Below are 17,678 nucleotides of genomic sequence, written 5' to 3'. Positions count from 1 at the left end.
GAACTGACAATATGATCCTGATAGAAATCACATTGCCAGTTTTATCTTAGCTATTGTCTATAGCCGTTAAAAATTACAATTCTATAGGCTCAACGTCTGGACTCTGCCAACCTTGCGCGAATATCTGCCAAAGAATATTCAGTTAAGAGTTCACCATCGGCAAATACGGGGACAAACTCGCAATTGTTAACATCTTGCCAGCTCGCTTGATCTTTAAGATAAAATTGCCCTTGCTCATCTTTAAACACCGCAACCAGTCCTTTAGCTGATTTTTTAGTACCGTCATCGGTTTTAGGATCTTTAAATATTTCTCTGTCTTTACCATCAACTTTCGCAAAGGTCGCTTTCACCGCGTAACCGTCGGTATCTCGGGTCACGTGTTGATAGGTAAAACTGCCAATCCCAAACACGATATTGGTTGAAGCAAAACCTTTAGCCTTTAAGCCGGCACAAATGGCTTCAGCCCGCTCAATAGTGATTGAATCGCCATAAATAAGTCCGACATGGCTATCGAGTAATTTGTAACCTTTGGCAGTTGTGCTGCCCCCAAAGACATCCCACAAACACTCGATAGCGCCTTTATACTCAGGGCTCCCCACAGCTGCTTGTGGATCGCCACAAATGATCTTCACCGGACAACCCGTATCAGGCCTAAACACCACTTTGCCCTCACGCGCAAGAATATGGTCTTTTAAGGCAACGGTGAACTCTGTCATCACCTGCCAAAAATCCCAAGAATCAGAAACGATACTCACAATGCCGCTAGGATAAATATCTTCTATCAGACGGCGGAACGTCTCTAATTCATTCTCCATACCACCCGCACACATCACACTGTGCTCCGTTGCGGCCACACTGCCACCGACAAGTTCATGATCACTATCGGCACGGTAATATTGCTCAAGAAAATCAATCGCGGGAATGGTATCTGTACCCGTAAAACTGAGTAAATGGGCAGCGCCGCTCATTACCGCAGCCTCTGCACCATACATGCCGCGGAAACTAAAATCATGGCCCTGCCAATCAACAAATGCGATGTCACCATCGGTTTCTAGCGCGTAAGTCTCAAATATTTTACGGTATTGCAGCGCGGTAGTGGCACTGGTACACATACCCCACACATTCGCGGAAAGGATGGTTTCGAGATAATTGGTCAACCAAAAGAACCGCTCATCGGTATTGTACAAAACCAAGCAAGGCACTTTTAGTGGATACACTGAGCCTTCAGGTAATGCCATGATTTTTACTGGTAAATAACCTAAATCATGCAATTCCTCAATATGCTGAGTACCCACATTATTTGGCCCGAGATAATTATTGATACGGCGGGAGAATTGGCGAATGACCTGATCTTTGGGTTGTTGAAAGAAATCACGGTTCCAACTGTCGATCAAGAAATGCTTGATAAAATACTGCAAGCCAAAAAACACCATTTGGTCTGTATAACCACGACGGGATTTACGGGCGGTCAAGTTACTAAAAATCACTTGAGTATTATCGGGATACTGACGACGGTGGTCGACTTTGTAGCCATCAATGGCGGTAACGGGATTCAAGTACATAATATTTTCCTTAATGATTCATATAACTCAAAACAGCATGGCAATCACAGAACTCGCTCGAAATATGTGCAGGGACACCTAAACTATCGGTACAAAATAATCTGTCGATGCCCACCTCGCGCAGAGCCGATTCGCTGGCCTTATCTTCATAATGTGACACGATCAAAATGACGCTTTGAGCCCCCTTTTGCTTTAACTTGATGGCAAGTTCGATAAAGGTTCTGCCACCAGCACAAATGTCATCGACGATTAAGCAGGTTTTACCCGATAAATCATCACAGAACACTTCGGTAGCGATAATATGACCATTGACCACATCACGATGTTTATCGGCCCTGATCACCGGCATTCCCTGTAATGCTTTCGCTAAGCCGAATACTTTCTTATTCGCCCCCGCATCGGGTGAGACTAACACTAGCTCACCCGATAATTGAGCTGCAATCGCGGCGACAAAGCTTTGGTTGTCAATAACTTGCACTCGGTCTAACAATGCGGCGGTGACATCGCTGTGCGGGTCAAAAATGCTGACTGAAGCATATTGCTGCTGATTAATCAGGCTGGCATAGACTTTTACCGATAAGGCCTCGCCCACATTACACACTCTATCTTGGCGAGCGCCCGGCATATAAGGCAGTAACAGATCGATTTGCTCTGCACCGCTGCGGCGTAATGCATCAGTTAACAACAAGAGCTGCATGATGGAATGATCGCCACGATAGCCGAAGAAAAGTGTGACGCGTTTCGCTGGAGGAACCAGTAGTTGAACATGATTCTCCCCCGCGCCAAATTGAAATAAACGGTAATGAGCCTCATCACTAGCTGCGGGTAACTGATAAAAATCGGCTTGCAGTTGTTGAGTGTTAACTGTGCCTTGATACGCTTGAATGCTTTTAGATGCTTGAATACGTTGAGACATACTAACCTCCTGTCTATGGCAAGATTACCGCAATTAACGGCGCCCTTGTTGTCTACAGAACAAATAGTGTCTTAAAGACATTATTATGTAAAGTTGATTTTTAGACTATTTATGACGAAATAAAAGCCATTGATATACCTAAATTGCATATAGTGTCCTTTAGACATTATATGCAATTTAGGTAACTGAATAGGAAAAAAGCTGTTGAGTAATATCAAAATCTAAAACATAAGCAGTTGTCATTAGCCCCATGAAAACGCGTTTCAATCTGCAACGACTTTGATCAACATTCTAAATTTCTTAAGAATCGGTACGATGCGGTATCGGGTTTCAAGCGGTATAAATTCGCAGGACGCCCCCGTTCAGTGCGCTTTAATCCGGTATCGATCAATAAATCGGCCTGTTCAACCCGCCGACGAAAAGATTTACCTTGGATAGGCTTACCGAGTAAAACTTCATGTACATGCTGCAGTTCTGGCAAGGTAAAAGGTTCAGACAGTGCAAAGCCTGGCACTAAAGAATATAAGGCTTTCTGTGTTAAGCGTTCCCGCGCTTGCTCAATTAACTGCAGATGATCAAACGCTAATGGCATCCGTAACACATCCTCTAACGGCCACCACTTAACATCACTCACTGAATCAATCTGGATTTGGCAGGCTTGATAACTCATCAAGGCGGTGTAACACACTGTCACCGACCAACCTCTCACATCGCGACAGCTATTACCCACAGTGCAAAGCTGCTCAATATAAGGTGGCACTACCGCGGTTTTCTCATGCAGTTTACGTAGTACGGTTTGTTCTAAGGATTGATCGCAATTTTCATCGATAAAGCCTCCGGGTAATCCCCACAAACCTGAAAAAGGATGGTTTGAACGTTGCACTAAGAGTACTTTAAGCTGCTGATTATGGTAGGTAAACAATACGGCATCCACTGTCAGTAGCTGAGCCTTGAAAGCCTTAGGATCGTAATTGGCAAGATATTCCGCTTCAGTCATGAGTATTCCCCATCATTCAATATCATAAGCTTAACTTAGGCATGACACAGCTTCAAACACATTATGTCTTAGCGTCACTAAGTAAATATCCTGCACCGTGGGCTTAGCTACTTTAGCCAAATTTACGCTGATAACGCGGCAACATAGTCTCATTCCCCAATAATCCGCCTTGATGCAAATACATCACATGACCTAATTCACTACGCTGTAAGTAATCCTCAAGCACAATAAAACCTAAGGGATCGTAGATTAATTCAAACTGAACTCCTGAGGCACAAACCCGCTGCCACATGGCATAGAATTCAGGGTAGAGTTTACCAAAGTGATATTTTTTGCCGACATTCACTATCTGTGGATGCTCGAGAGTATTTGGATTAAGCATAGAGAATTGTAAACGTAAATAATCATCGCCGCCCACCACGGCGCAAGTCACGACGCGAATCGCCGTTTGCTGACGAATAAAGTACTGATTTAAAAATAACGCCGTCGTCCCCGTCCCCGACGGTAAAAATACTGTTAAATCGACTAAATCATTCGCCTGCGCAAATTGCACTATTTCTTGCGCCAATACATTTACCCCGTATTCAGCGTAGGAACAACGCCCACCCTCTGGGATAAAAAGCGCCGTCGGCTCATTCGCGAGTACTTGAGTCTCGATATACTCTTGGCAACTCAGTCGCGCACCACCCGTTTGCAAAGCAGGGTCACAACTAACATTAAGGTCAGATAAAACCTGAGGTTCATCCTGCGACTGAGTAAACGCCAGCTTTTGCGCCATTAACTCACTTAAGTCGATAATATTGGCGCCATTTGCCAATGCCGCAGCGTAATTCCCCGTGGGATGCTTAACAATCTGACTGGCAATATGGTCAACATAAAAATCACACTGCCAGCCTTTCATCTTGGCCAATGTTGATAGGGAATACAAAGAGTTCGCTAAGGGTGAGCCATGGCCTATCACCTTGGTGATGCCGGCAAACTCATGATCTAAAAAGTAGCCGAATTTACGTGCTTTATTGCCGCTAAACGCTGGATGCAATAAATCATCACGTTTTAGAAATATTTCTCGACCAGCAAAGGCAAAAATATCGACGGGGGAATTTGCAAACATCAGGCTACTCAAACGATTAAATACTCTGGCTTTTAAGCCATTGGATGGAATGGCTAGTTTAACGCCACCTTTGATCTTCTGCTCTTAAGAAATTAGCAATTTAGCGAAGAATTAGTGAAAATCACAAATAAAGCTTAAACAGGTGGATGTAAGGCATTGATTTTTGAAAACAAAATAATTGGCACGTTTCTCGCTTAGTCATTGGCATATATTCAGTTTATCAAAGCTAACAGCATTCATTACAGCTAACGATAAAGGCTAAAAAAGTAACATAAGGAGTTTTCAATGGCAGTATTACGCTTAATATTCAACATCGCTTGGTTTGTGCTCGGTGGATTTGTAATGGGACTCGCTTGGTGGCTCGCAGGTATCCTGTGTTTTATCAGCATTATTGGTATTCCCTTTGGCCGCGCCTGCTTTGTTATCGGTGAAATGACCTTCTGGCCCTTTGGTCAAGAACAAATCAGCCGTCGTCACTTAACCGGACGTGACGATTTAGGCACAGGTGCCCTAGGCATGGTGGGAAATATTATTTGGTTCTTGCTGTTTGGGATCTGGTTAGCCATAGGCCACCTGGTCCATGCCTTAGCCTGTTTTGTGACTATTATCGGTATTCCCTTTGGAATACAGCATCTTAAACTGGCATTACTCAGCCTAACACCGATAGGACAAACCGTCGTGGCTAAAGCCTAATCGGCAGTGAGTTATCCGTCTTAGCGCTGTTCATTGCCGATGATTTACTGTCGATGATTTACTGTGGAGAATGGATAGGGCTTTTTCATCCCACACTGAAAATATCGCCTCGTTAAAGGCCATTTCTTCCTCCAGTAAATCGTTGCAACTGTATTGAGTATGGACATATTGCGCATGGGCAGGTTCATCATCCTCTTGAACCTCAGTTTGCGACTTAGTCGGCGCCACAATTGCCAACAGATAATGTGCCAGTTTTGCAGGGGCATCAATGGCCGCATCATGGCCGCAATACGCTAATACTATCAAATCCGTGTGAAAGTGCTGTGCCAAGGCTTTGCTCGATGCCATGCTCACCAACGCATCACGGTCGCCACAGAGTACACTTATCGGCACTTCCACGGTCAATGGACACTGATATTGAAAAGCCGCCCACAGTTGCCGCCAGGCGTTACGAATAGTTGGCGACGATTGGCGGCGAAATTCACTCCATTCGGCAATTAAACTGCAGTCTCGCCGATGACGAAAACTGGTTAAACGCACTATCGTCGACTCGATGGGATGTAAGGCTTTACCTCGAGCCCGCAAGAAAAACGCCTTCAATGCATTCAGTGGATTAAATCTTTGATACCAAGCCGATAAATTAGCCGCACTGCTGTTTAGTACAAATACATGCCTTATCTGCCAAGGTCGCTGACGCGCCATTTCCAGTGCCAACATACCGCCCATAGACAAACCGAGAAGGTAAATGCCTTCTCCTTCTTGTACCTGCTCATCCAATTGCTGCCACACTGCATGGGCATAGTCAGCAATCTTAAGCGGACTGGCCTCGGTTGATAGCGTTCCATTGCCCGGCAAGTCAGGAGTCAGTACTCGCAGCCCCTTTTGTCGCAGTCGCTGATCGAAGCCATTCCAGTGGCGCTGATCACGCATTAATCCCCGCAATAACACCCAAGTTGTCATGACTGTGGCTCCCGATACCAATACTGCCGCGCGCACTCAGTGAGTTCAGCCAAACGTTCAGGCGTTAAGTGCTCTAACGATTGGGCGTAGGCCGCTTCCATCATAAATTGCATCAGCACTGTGTGCCTGCGTAAAATTCTGTGATGACGATGTGTTTTCTGCGGATTGAAAAAACCTGCAAAATTAAATATTTGTCTGGGATTTTTCTTAATCCAAGCCCAGGATCCCATCTCTAATGTCAAAGGCAGAAACGGTACCTGCGCATGGGGATCGGCCACTTGATGTTGGCGATAGAGGTAATCCCAAATATCCCCATGGGTGCGATAAAACTGACTCTGGGGTGCGAGCCGATAATGGCCATGATGGGGATAACTCTGTTCAAATAATTGTTTTAGATGAAAAATATAATTGGCATTTTCGAAGGCGGTACGCGTATGGGCGTAGGGGAACCAAATATGATCACTCAAGCCAAAGCCTGAGTGAGCATCGAGGGAAATCAAACTAGTGCTGCGGCTCAGCAATTGCTGTACATAGGCAACTAAGCCAGTAGTTTCAAGCTCCATTCCCCCCATGCCGCGATACCAAGGCAGCCGCGACGATATCCGCTGCCCTCCCACCATAAAGGAGACTTTTTCGCTGGATTCTATCGGGGCGTTACGCATCAAATCCACTTGATTGCCATTACCCCGCGTTCCCATAAATAAACCAACGGGATTCACCACAGGCACAAAAGCTAACCGCACGCCCGTTAACATCTGTTGTAGATGTTTATCCCACACCAGCCGCTGCAACAAACTGTTCAGCAATGCCAAGATGACTTGAGAGCCAATACGTTCAACCCCATGCACGCCGCCCACAAAGAGTACTGTCGGACAGGGCTTATCTCCCCCGCCCAGTTCAACACTGTAGAGAGGAAAATGTTCGTGACGAAATGGGATGTCGGCAAGAATTTGATACTGCAACTTAAGATGATGAGTATCAATGAGTTGTTGCAGCGTATCTAACTCAAAGGGAAGTTTATTCATGTCACCTTAAACAATAAAATGAGAAAGCAACTCATGCCGTTAAGGTGATGCTAATAGTGAACAAAGACAGAATGATGACAAGCGGAATATCTGATGTAATTTTGAGAGGAATTGGCTGAAAATAGAGGAAAAAATAAGGGGTAGAATAGAGAGTTCACTAACCTAAATCATGCATTAGTCTTCACGATACAGTAGCTCTCCGATGATGGTTTCGACGTCTATTTGCGCCAAGCCTTGGTCGAAAATATCCCGCCAACGTCTGCCTTCTTCGGTATTACGAAACGCGATATAAAGCTGCTTATTCGCTAAAATTTGGCGGTTGATTTGCAGTTTGTCCGCCAGCGGTTGTAAAGGCTTTTGCTTAAGTAAATAGTGCAGCACGTTGACATCGATTACCGCCGCATCAATACGGCCGGCGGCCACTTTCTTAATATTGTGCTCATCTGAAGTAACGGCTTCAGTCGGCTGAACGCCTGTGGAAATCATGCGATCTAACGCCTGAGTATTTACATAATCTTTCACCACACCTAAGGTATAGCGATTCAGATCTTCGACATAATTCCAACTCACAGGATGGGCTTTTTGCTCCACCAGTCCCAAAGGACCGTCGCCAATCGATTTAGAAAAAACAAACTTTTCAGTCTCAAAGTAATACTCAGGGAAATAACCCAGATAGTCAGAATTAGGCATACTGGCGAGCTTTACAGCGCGGCTCCATGGGTAAAAATCCACTTCTAATTGGTGCCCCATCACTTTGAGCGCCGCCCGTGCCACAGCAATACTCGCGCCCTGCTCGGATAATTGCTGCCCAGAATAAGGCGGCCAAAGTAAGGATGTCAGCATTAAGGTATCCGCTTTCGCTGTGCTCAATCCCATGGAGGAAAGGCAACACGCAAGGAGCATTAAACGCCATCGAACCATTTGGGACTCCTTAGCCTGCAGAATGGATTGACTACTAAATCATCGACAAATTGAGCTTTAGTTTTTATCTGCCAAGATTTTTTCTCTGGTTTTAGTATAGCCATGAAGCCACTGCGGGGAAGTGAAGTTTTGTTACAATTAGGCTGACGACATAAGCTGCCAATAAATGAGCAAAGGATTAGACTGAAAACTGATACACAGTTAGCACACAACTGATAGTCAGTTGACAGTAGATCTTGATTCAATTAACTCACCATAAGGCCAACTCCTATGCGTAAAGTTTCCTTTTTCAATCACGCGCCGTCCTCCCATGCAAAAGGCGCGATAACTAAAGCGGGGATCACTGTGATTGGCGCAGCTTTAACCTTGCTCGGGCTGGTCTTTTTACTCTTACCCGGCCCAGGTTTACTCCTGATCATCTTAGGGTTAGCGCTGCTCAGCACACAATATGCCTGGGCAAAGCTGGCGCTACGTCGCAGTCAGCGAAAGTTAACTCAAAGTGCGGCTTGGCTTGATGGCATGACCCGTCGACTCTTCCGTTAACTCGTTAACTTGTCGGTTAAACGACACCTATAGACTGAATAAAATTCAAGCCGCATTGCGCGGCTTGAAGTCAAAAAAGCAGGCTCGCCAAATCACATCACTTAAGCATTAATATCTTCATATAACTCTTGATACATCAGCTCGCGCATTTTGAATTTCTGAATTTTCCCCGTTACTGTCATTGGGTACTGATCCACAAACTTGATGTAACGTGGCACCTTGAAATAGGCAAACTTCTCGGTGAGGAAATGGCGAATATCTTCCTCGGTAATCGTCGCGCCAGAGCGGACTTTAATCCAAGCACACACTTCCTCCCCGTATTTATCGCTTTGAACGCCAAAAACAGCCGCATCCTGCACATCTTTATGGGTGTAAAGTTTCTCTTCAATCTCACGGGGATAGATATTCTCGCCACCGCGAATGATCATATCTTTAATGCGACCCACAATTTGCACATAACCTTGCTCATCCATTTGGCCAATATCGCCAGAATGTAGCCAACCCGCACTGTCTATGGTCGCCGCTGTTTTTTCGGGATCGTTCCAATAGCACTGCATTATGCAATATCCCCGACTACAGACTTCACCGGGTTGATTAATTGGCAACTCTTCACCAAATTCGTCGACTATTTTCACTTCGGTATGGGGCAAAGCACGGCCAACAGTGAGCACCCGTTTCTCAACCGGCGAATCAATTTCAGTAATATGATTGAGCGGACTGCACTCAGTCTGACCATAACCAATTAGTACTTCCTTCATATACATGAGATTTTGTACTCGGCGCATCACTTCTTCTGGGCAAGTTGCCCCCGCCATCACGCCGGTTCGTAAAGAACTTAAATCAAAACGCGTAAATTCAGGATGCTCAAGCTCGGCAATAAACATGGTCGGTACGCCATGTAAAGCGGTGCAACGCTCTTGCTCAATCACTTGCAATGTCGTCATGGGATCGAAGGATTCGCCGGGGAACACAGCCGCGGCGCCTTTGGCTAAGCAAACTAAACTGCCGAGCACCATGCCAAAGCAATGATATAAGGGCACAGGAATACAGAGTTTATCGTGACAGGTAAACTTCATCGCCTCTGCGACTAAATAACCATTATTCAAAATGTTATGGTGGGATAAGGTCGCACCTTTTGGGCTACCCGTGGTGCCAGAGGTAAACTGGATATTAATCGCATCATACGGGCTTAATGCTTTGCCGATACTCTCGAGTGCCGCCTTGTCATCGGCGGTCACATCGACGAGCAAGTCATCAAAATTCAACATGCCGACAGATTTTTCAGCGCCCATACGGATCACAAACTCGAGCTCAGGAACGGCCTTCGCCTGTAATTGACCCGCAGGGCAAGAAGTTAGCTCAGGCGCCAATTCGTATAGCATTTCGAGGTAATTGCTGGATTTAAACTTGTCGGCACAAATTACCGCGCGGCACCCCACATTACTCAGCGCGTATTGCAACTCTTCCGGTCGATAAGCGGGGTTAATACACACCATGATGGCGCCAATTTTAGCGGTCGCATATTGGGTTAAACACCATTCAATATTGTTGGGTGACCAAATGCCCACCCTATCGCCGGACTTAATACCGAGTTTTAATAATCCGGTGGCGAGCGCCTCGATTTGAGCGAGATATTGACGGTAATTCCAGCGGATATGTTGATGATGTACGACAACCGCTAATTGGTCGGGATAGGTTACCGCAACCTCATCAAGATATTGACCTATGGTTTTCTCAACGAGTTTCGGTGATCGCACACCATGAAACTCGCTAACGTTGAGCGGACTGATAACTTGGCTTGTTGGAACTGACATTAAGGCCTCCGTGCATTTATTATTATGGTTAGCGAGGTCCAAACTAACCAATCCACGGATAATGTCACAAGCAAAAAAGCACTTTATTAGACTAAAGAGTAAGATAATCGATTAAATAACAATCCATTAAAGTGCGGGGTTAGCGGCTGATAAATTCAAGATGAGTACTCGACTTAGGCACATTTAAGCTTTGCAAGCGCTCAACAATGGCCAGTAAAATCCCTTGGCGACGCATATTCTCTAACACGCCAGGGCTAAAGACCTCAAGTCGCGTCATGGCGGTCAGCAGCAACTTGCATTGTGCTATGCTCGCTTCACGAATGTAGGCGGGTTTATCGACTAAGTAACTGTTGTTATACCAATAGTCCCAAGTGAAATTTGCCAATAACCAACCTTGGGTTGTCAGGTCATTAATAAATTCCAGCATCCGCTCATGGCTTAGGATCACATCACCCGCTGTAAAATCCTTAAGATATTTAGTGTATAAACCACAGTCGGACGTCATTGTTGAAGTTCCCATCACACACCTCACAGGTTTTGATTGCCACTGCTACCACAACTTGTATGGCACCAATCACAAACCGAGATCGAATTTGACGCTTTGCCTTAGTAACGAGAATCTGCATAAGGCATACCAAATAAGATTGCTGCCCACAGGCTAAGCCACCTTATCTGAACCGAAACTTAATCAAACTCACAATGCTTGATATGAGTGACGAACTGGGGTGTTCGACTAAATTAAGATAAACTCAGGGATATTGAAGCGCTTAACGGCAACTATGAATAAAGGAAACAAGATGAACTACTGGCTTATGAAATCGGAACCCGACGAATTCAGCATAGATGATCTTAAGGCTTGCCCGAACCAAACCGAAGCTTGGCATGGGATACGTAACTATCAGGCGCGTAACTTTATGCGCGATGAGATGCAGATTGGCGACAAGGTATTTTTTTACCATTCAAGCTGCAAAGTACCCGGTATTGTCGGTATCGCAGAAGTCGTGACCAATGCGTATCCCGACAGCACGGCCTTCGATCCCGAATCAAAATATTTCGACCCTAAGTCAGATCCAACTAAACCAAGATGGTTACGAGTAGATATCCGCTTTGTCGAAAAATTTAACGATATTATTCCCTTAAGCTTGATTAAAAACCTGCCGCAATTAGCTGACATGTATTTAGTGACTAAGGGTTCAAGGCTAAGTATCCAACCTGTGACCGCCGAGCAATGGCAAGCTGTGCTAATGTTAACCCCTTGAGTTAGCATCTCAACGTAAAACGTTCAGCTAAGGTTCATTTAAGAGACTCTATTGTCACAGCATCGACTAAACACCTTTTGGAGCACAGATGAATAAATTCACGTCAATGGTTGTCGCAGGGCTAGTGCTCAGCTTAATGGCGCCTATCTCTGTTTTTGCTAAAGACGACCAAGAGCATAAACACCATAAAAATGATAAAGATTTACCACCGGGATTACAGAAAAAAGTTAACCGTGGTCAACCACTGCCACCCGGCTGGCAGAAAAAACTCCATCGTGGTGATGTGCTTGAGCATGATATTTATGACCGCGGCCGTATCATTGTGCCCTTAGACAAAGATGGGATTATTAGCATTCAAGTTGAAGGCGCATTGATCAAACTCGATAATAACAGCCGTAAAATCCTCGATATCGTCAATATTATTACCGAATAGTCACGCATAACATGTGCGAAATGGCTAATCACGGCAGTTTTATTAGCACGCCCAGTTCTAAGTAGGGCGTGCAAGCATTCAAAACCATGACGCTTGCACAGTTCGCGCCCTTATCTGAACTGCTATGTATCCCGCAATCCCTAGCAAATTAACGGCCGTAGTTACAATTAAGCAACATACTGATATTTATCATATCTTTACTCTCTGATGCTTGGTCACTCATGAGCTGAATGCTAGACTCAGCCAGTGCTAATATGTGTGTAAACTCAGATAAAACTTCTTCGATGAGGTCAGACGTTATAGTCGAGACCGAAAACTAAGCTCCTGACATCGAAGTATTGATACCAAGTGCTCTGCATAAACTCATACGTATAATTTTGAGTAAGTTAAGCGTTATCAAAGCTCTCTTACAACTAAAGCAGCCAAAGCAGCGACTAATGCATAACCTTAACGCCACCCATAGCATATCTATTATTACTCTCCAATGACCGTAGACTGACGCTGGATTTTTGAAAATGAAACACACCTCACTTCAACGGGTTAAGCAGGCGATTATTGCGGGGTTCTGGGCTTCACTTGCCAGTATTTCTGTGGGTTTTCTTTTTAAGCTTTGGTTAGCACAATGGGTTGCCAAAGCCGATCTTGCGCTTTATCACACGGTTATCGATATCATCTCACTGTCGCTGATCCTGATGACAGGATTTCGCTCCTCTATGGTGGTGACTTACTCCCAGACCAAGCAAGATGTGGATATAACCAATATATTCCGCTACAGCTTGATCGCTATGGTGCTGCTGACATGGGGCTTAGTCTTGCCCTATATCAAACACAAACTTCACCTTAACGTTGAATATTTTCAATTGGTTGGCATTGTTTTGAGCATGGGGCTCAAGGTGTATTTTACCAATCAAATCGCTATGTACCGGCTATATGCCATCTCCAATCGAGTGACTTGGCTGGAACCGATAGCGCAAGTGAGCAGCTTTTTCTTGTGTTTCTATGCGTTAAAACAAACGGCCATAGCGTCACTCTTTTACAGCATGACATTGTCATCGCTCATCGTTGCCTTATATATGTACTTAAAACGGCGTAAGGATATCGCCACTCCGCCCTTAAGTGCGGTGCATTTTGATACGGGCTTACGTAGTTTCATGAAAAAAAGCCTGACAGCGTCCATGGAAGCGGGTGCCAGTATCTTGATGATTTACATCACAGTATTGCTAACCATTGCCTATTTCAGCATAGATGAACTGGGTGATTTCCAAGTGGTGGTGCGGCCGATGATCACTTACCTCACCTTGCTGTTTGTCTTCCCCATCTACCGCTTTGTGCTGCCCGAAGTCGCTGTGTGCGTAAGAGAAAAACGCTTTGACGAAGTCCAACAAATTAAGTCATGGCTGACTAAAGTTTCTTTGTGGATCAGCGGTATTTTTTTTGTCGTTATGGTCTTTGCGAGCAAGCCATTAGTCGCTTGGCTATTCCCCGAGCAATACATAAAAGCGGCCCCAGTATTAATGCATTTCTCCATGTTTTTTATATTCATGATGCTCAATGGATATCAGTTGGCCTATATCAAAGCCCACGGCTATTTTACCCAAAGCCTACTCATTCGCCTCGCAGGTATCGCAATACTGGTCGGTACTTTCTACGCTTATCGCCTGTATACCGAGAATGTCGTCGCAGTGATTTTAGCCTTGGGCACAGGCTATTTGATGATGTATCTGATATCAAAACTGGTGGAAAGACGCATTCAGCATAGTCTTAACAATAGCCAAACACAGCCTTAACGACAGCTAACAAAACTTAAAACGATGAAGAAAATAACATCTAGCAACTAAAAAGGCATTCCAGAGGATTATCTGGAATGCCTTAGGAAGAGACTGCATGATTGCAAAATGGTGCTTTAATTGACTTACATCGATTGAGCTTACGGCTTAACGCCCATCAAGCATGCGGCCAAGACCACCAAGCACTGAACCTTCACCGCGATCACTGCCACCCGCAGATGGGGCATGGGCGATAATGCGGTCTGCCATTCGTGAGAACGGTAAACTTTGCAGCCAAACCGTGCCGTGACCTTTTAACGTCGCTAAAAATAAGCCTTCGCCGCCAAATACCATGGACTTTAACGAGCCTGCGCGCTCAATGTCGTAATCTATCCCAGGCGTAAATCCAACCAGACAACCTGTATCAACCCTTAAGGTTTCGCCTCGTAGTTCTTTCTTCACTAAGGTGCCGCCCGCATGGATAAAAGTCATGCCATCACCTTGTAAGCTTTGCAGAATAAACCCTTCGCCACCGAAAAATCCCGTGCCTAAACGGCGATTAAATTTCATCGTCACCCGTGTACCTAAAGCCGCGGCTAAAAAACTATCCTTCTGGCAGATAAGCTCGCCACCATATTCGGCTAAGTCGATCGCAAGGATTGTGCCCGGATATGGGGCAGCAAAGGCGACTTTACGCTTTTGGTTGCCTTGATTGGTAAAGTGAGTCATAAAAATACTCTCCCCCGTTAACGCCCGCTTACCCGCGCCCACCAACTTGCCAAAAAAGCCTGACTCAGGTTCAGAACCATCGCCCATTTTGGCCTCAAAGCTAATATCTTGCTCTAGGTAATTCATCGCGCCTGCTTCGGCAACCACGGTTTCGTTAGGATCGAGCTCCACTTCAACCAACTGCATACTGTGGCCGATGATTTCATAATCCACTTCATGACAACGTCTAGACATACTGTTCCCCTTAACTGTCAGTTCCTTGTTACTAGCCTTTAGATTGATCCCGATGGACGACTCTTTATCTATCGCGGCTCAATTTCACTGTTAATCTAGCGCTTAATTTATGCCTTAACTTATACCCTAACTTATGCCTTAATTTTGACCTAAATCTAAGCTAAGTCTGAATCTAAGCTAAGTCTGAATCTAGGACTTATTCGAAGTCTCAATCTAAGCTAAGCCTGAATCGAAACCTTAATCAAACCTCGGCATTAATCTATGACATAAAATGTCACAATGCGATTATTTTATGCGGTAACTTGTATCAAAAGATGACAAACGGCGACTTATCAACCTAAACCCACGCCATTAAACTGCTCAGCCTTAGCAAACTCCTCTAATATCAACTCAGTAAAAAGTTGTCCTGCACGGCCTAACGGCCGCTCTAAGGTCGAGACGAGTTGTGGAATAAAGGTAAAACGGCTGCCACCGACAAAGTCGATTTCAACTAACTCCCCCTTCGCCAACTCTTCTTGCACTAAAAAGTCCGGCAACCAACCAAAACCTAAGCCTTTTAACAAGGCGTTCTTTTTCATGATGAAGCCTGAAAGATAAAACACTTTATCGCCGCCAAATTGCATTTCATCGCGGTAACTTTTATTGGGCGAAGAGTCTTCGATAGTCAATTCCACGTGTTGCTGCAGTTCAGACAAACTAATTTCGCGAATAAAAGACAAAGGATGCGAAGCACTTGCCACCAGCACACTGGTGATGGCTGGCAAAGGTTGCGGATGATAATAGGGGCCAGTGCGATAATCTTTTACCAACATCAAGTCGGCATTATCCCGCTCAAATCTGTGTTGTACGCCGCCTAAAAACTCCATATTGAGCTGAATTTTTGTGGGGATCTGATGTTCAGCCATACGCTTTAAAGCCGTCATAATTGGCTCCATTGGTAAGGCTCCGTCTATCACTAGCTCTAGCTTTGGCTCCCAGCCTTCACTGAAACGACTGGCAAGATGTTCAATGTTTGCAAGGTGTTGCAACAATCTTCGCCCCTCGGCCAAAATCACCCGGCCCTCTTGCGTCAGCTCTGCACGATATTGCTCACGGCTAAAAAGCTGTACGCCTAAGTGCTCTTCTAACTTTTTAACTTGATAACTCACCGCCGATTGCGCCTTGTGTAACCGCTCCGCCGCCTTGGCAAAACTGCCCTCTTCCACCAGCACTTGCAGCACATTAAAAGCATCAATATCGATGCGCATGGTCACTCCTTGGCTCTTATGAACATGTCACGGAAACACTACGATTCGTAAAGATTAGAATACCATCTAATTTTTAGATTGAGATAACGGATTTATTATTCTTTTTTTTGTTCATTCAAGCAACTAAATTGATAACAAGATCACACTAATGCAACTTGCAGCATAACGACCAGCGATGTAGGTAATCCTGCAACGCAATATTGAAGGAATAACCATGCCATTTTATGTGAAACAAGGCCAGATCCCCCATAAGCGCCATATCGCATTTGAAAAGGAGAACGGCGAGCTTTACCGTGAAGAGTTGTTCTCAACCCATGGTTTTTCCAATATTTATTCCAATAAATATCACCACAACATGCCAACCAAAGCGTTGGAAGTAGCGCCCTATAGCCTAAGCCATGGTGCCAATTGGGAAGACTCACTGGTCCAAAACTATAAACTCGATTCCCGCGATGCCGACCGTGAAGGTAATTTTTTCAGCGCCCGTAACAAGATTTTTTATAACAATGACTTAGCACTTTATACCGCCAAAGTCAGCGCCGATACTGACGAGTTTTACCGTAACGCCTACGCCGATGAAGTGGTTTTTATCCACGAAGGCGAAGGCACACTCTACAGCGAGTACGGCACGATTAAGGTCCAAAAGTGGGACTATCTCGTGATCCCACGTGGCACGACTTATCAACTTAAATTCAACGATTACAGCAATGTGCGACTGTTCGTTATCGAGTCATTCTCTATGGTGGAAGTGCCTAAACATTTCCGTAACGAGTATGGTCAGCTATTAGAATCGGCACCTTATTGCGAGCGCGATTTACGCGTACCTACATTGCAAGATGCTGTGGTTGAGCGCGGTGCCTTCCCCTTAGTGTGTAAGTTTGGCGATAAATACCAACTCACCACGCTCGAATGGCATCCCTTTGATTTAGTGGGTTGGGATGGCTGTGTTTACCCTTGGGCATTCAACATTACCGAATACGCGCCAAAGGTGGGCAAAATCCATCTGCCGCCTTCTGATCACTTAGTCTTTACTGCCCATAACTTTGTGATTTGTAACTTCGTGCCGCGCCCCTACGATTTCCACCCGAAATCGATTCCAGCGCCTTATTACCACAACAACATAGATAGCGACGAAGTTTTGTATTACGTCGATGGCGACTTTATGAGCCGCACGGGCATTGAAGCGGGTTACATGACCTTACATCAAAAAGGCGTGGCCCACGGACCACAACCGGGCCGCACTGAAGCCTCGATTGGCAAGAAAGAAACCTATGAATACGCAGTGATGGTGGACACATTCGCCCCACTTAAATTAACCGAACATGTACAAAATTGCATGAGCAAAGACTACAACCGCTCTTGGCTAGAAGACTAGCCCTAAGCCACCAGCGCACCGAAACGGTTGCGTATCCCAACATAATTAAAGGGATAAAGAGTGTCGGCGGTTGAACTAAAATAATGAGGAAAA

The 17,678-nt window shown here is 45.1% G+C and carries 17 protein-coding genes; 6 read left to right on the top strand and 11 right to left on the bottom strand.

Going from position 1 to position 17,678, the window contains the following annotated elements; all coding sequences use genetic code 11:
• Positions 1-89 precede the first annotated feature (89 nt).
• From Q4Q52_RS16765 to Q4Q52_RS16750, 4 genes are all read right to left on the bottom strand, one after another.
• A complete protein-coding gene (locus Q4Q52_RS16765; RefSeq protein WP_311991152.1) occupies positions 90-1,562 on the bottom strand; it encodes a nicotinate phosphoribosyltransferase in 1,473 nt (490 codons plus the stop codon).
• A gap of 10 nt (positions 1,563-1,572) precedes the next feature.
• On the bottom strand, positions 1,573-2,478 hold the full coding sequence (gene prs, locus Q4Q52_RS16760) for a ribose-phosphate diphosphokinase (protein ID WP_311991151.1): 906 nt from the start codon (positions 2,476-2,478) through the stop codon (positions 1,573-1,575).
• A 283-nt stretch (positions 2,479-2,761) separates the two neighbouring features.
• Positions 2,762-3,475, bottom strand: coding sequence for an NrtR DNA-binding winged helix domain-containing protein (locus Q4Q52_RS16755; RefSeq protein WP_311991150.1), 714 nt, complete (start codon positions 3,473-3,475; stop codon positions 2,762-2,764).
• 112 nt (positions 3,476-3,587) lie between these two features.
• The gene (locus Q4Q52_RS16750; protein ID WP_311991149.1) at positions 3,588-4,586 is read right to left on the bottom strand and encodes a pyridoxal-phosphate dependent enzyme; all 999 of its coding nucleotides are present in this window, start codon (positions 4,584-4,586) and stop codon (positions 3,588-3,590) included.
• A gap of 285 nt (positions 4,587-4,871) precedes the next feature.
• Here Q4Q52_RS16750 and Q4Q52_RS16745 point away from each other — a divergent pair, with 285 nt between their 5' ends.
• A complete protein-coding gene (locus Q4Q52_RS16745) occupies positions 4,872-5,279 on the top strand; it encodes a YccF domain-containing protein (RefSeq protein ID WP_006086172.1) in 408 nt (135 codons plus the stop codon).
• Positions 5,280-5,309: 30 nt separating this feature from the next.
• Here the strand turns inward: Q4Q52_RS16745 and Q4Q52_RS16740 are convergent, their stop codons facing one another.
• The 3 genes from Q4Q52_RS16740 to Q4Q52_RS16730 all read right to left on the bottom strand — a co-directional run bounded on the left by Q4Q52_RS16740 (position 5,310) and on the right by Q4Q52_RS16730 (position 8,185).
• Entirely contained in the window at positions 5,310-6,239 is a 930-nt protein-coding gene (locus tag Q4Q52_RS16740) for an alpha/beta fold hydrolase (protein ID WP_371824895.1), read from the bottom strand.
• Positions 6,236-7,264, bottom strand: a complete 1,029-nt coding sequence (locus tag Q4Q52_RS16735) for a M14 family zinc carboxypeptidase (protein WP_311991148.1) — start codon at positions 7,262-7,264, stop codon at positions 6,236-6,238. Before Q4Q52_RS16735 ends, Q4Q52_RS16740 begins: the two co-directional genes overlap by 4 nt.
• Before the next feature lie 174 nt (positions 7,265-7,438).
• Positions 7,439-8,185 (bottom strand): transporter substrate-binding domain-containing protein, encoded by a 747-nt coding sequence (locus Q4Q52_RS16730; protein WP_311991147.1) that lies wholly within the window; start codon positions 8,183-8,185, stop codon positions 7,439-7,441.
• A 270-nt stretch (positions 8,186-8,455) separates the two neighbouring features.
• On the opposite strand from Q4Q52_RS16730, the gene Q4Q52_RS16725 reads away from it, so the two are divergent.
• The gene (locus Q4Q52_RS16725; protein ID WP_311991146.1) at positions 8,456-8,728 is read left to right on the top strand and encodes a PGPGW domain-containing protein; all 273 of its coding nucleotides are present in this window, start codon (positions 8,456-8,458) and stop codon (positions 8,726-8,728) included.
• Between the two features lie 101 nt (positions 8,729-8,829).
• Here Q4Q52_RS16725 and Q4Q52_RS16720 read toward each other — a convergent pair whose 3' ends face one another.
• Both Q4Q52_RS16720 and Q4Q52_RS16715 read right to left on the bottom strand, forming a co-directional pair.
• Positions 8,830-10,542, bottom strand: coding sequence for an AMP-binding protein (locus tag Q4Q52_RS16720; RefSeq protein WP_311991145.1), 1,713 nt, complete (start codon positions 10,540-10,542; stop codon positions 8,830-8,832).
• A gap of 139 nt (positions 10,543-10,681) precedes the next feature.
• Positions 10,682-11,062, bottom strand: coding sequence for a DUF6508 domain-containing protein (locus Q4Q52_RS16715; RefSeq protein WP_006082114.1), 381 nt, complete (start codon positions 11,060-11,062; stop codon positions 10,682-10,684).
• Positions 11,063-11,339: 277 nt separating this feature from the next.
• On the opposite strand from Q4Q52_RS16715, the gene Q4Q52_RS16710 reads away from it, so the two are divergent.
• The 3 genes from Q4Q52_RS16710 to Q4Q52_RS16700 all read left to right on the top strand — a co-directional run bounded on the left by Q4Q52_RS16710 (position 11,340) and on the right by Q4Q52_RS16700 (position 14,021).
• Positions 11,340-11,801 (top strand): EVE domain-containing protein, encoded by a 462-nt coding sequence (locus tag Q4Q52_RS16710; protein ID WP_311991144.1) that lies wholly within the window; start codon positions 11,340-11,342, stop codon positions 11,799-11,801.
• A gap of 88 nt (positions 11,802-11,889) precedes the next feature.
• Positions 11,890-12,234 carry a hypothetical protein gene (locus tag Q4Q52_RS16705; protein WP_106650843.1) on the top strand — a complete coding sequence of 115 codons (345 nt, stop codon included), beginning with the start codon at positions 11,890-11,892 and terminating at the stop codon, positions 12,232-12,234.
• A gap of 515 nt (positions 12,235-12,749) precedes the next feature.
• Complete coding sequence (locus Q4Q52_RS16700) at positions 12,750-14,021, top strand: hypothetical protein (RefSeq protein ID WP_311991143.1); 1,272 nt, start codon at positions 12,750-12,752, stop codon at positions 14,019-14,021.
• 147 nt (positions 14,022-14,168) lie between these two features.
• Here Q4Q52_RS16700 and Q4Q52_RS16695 read toward each other — a convergent pair whose 3' ends face one another.
• On the bottom strand, positions 14,169-14,963 hold the full coding sequence (locus Q4Q52_RS16695) for a TIGR00266 family protein (protein WP_006082118.1): 795 nt from the start codon (positions 14,961-14,963) through the stop codon (positions 14,169-14,171).
• 332 nt (positions 14,964-15,295) lie between these two features.
• A complete protein-coding gene (locus Q4Q52_RS16690; RefSeq protein WP_006082119.1) occupies positions 15,296-16,210 on the bottom strand; it encodes a LysR family transcriptional regulator in 915 nt (304 codons plus the stop codon).
• Positions 16,211-16,424: 214 nt separating this feature from the next.
• Here Q4Q52_RS16690 and Q4Q52_RS16685 point away from each other — a divergent pair, with 214 nt between their 5' ends.
• Positions 16,425-17,585 (top strand): homogentisate 1,2-dioxygenase, encoded by a 1,161-nt coding sequence (locus Q4Q52_RS16685; protein ID WP_106650846.1) that lies wholly within the window; start codon positions 16,425-16,427, stop codon positions 17,583-17,585.
• Positions 17,586-17,678 lie beyond the last annotated feature (93 nt).

It is taken from the genome of Shewanella sp. SP1S2-4 (genome assembly GCF_031932075.1).
In the GTDB taxonomy this organism is placed as follows: Bacteria; Pseudomonadota; Gammaproteobacteria; order Enterobacterales; family Shewanellaceae; genus Shewanella; species Shewanella baltica.
This window is presented reverse-complemented; position numbering and strand designations above follow the sequence as displayed.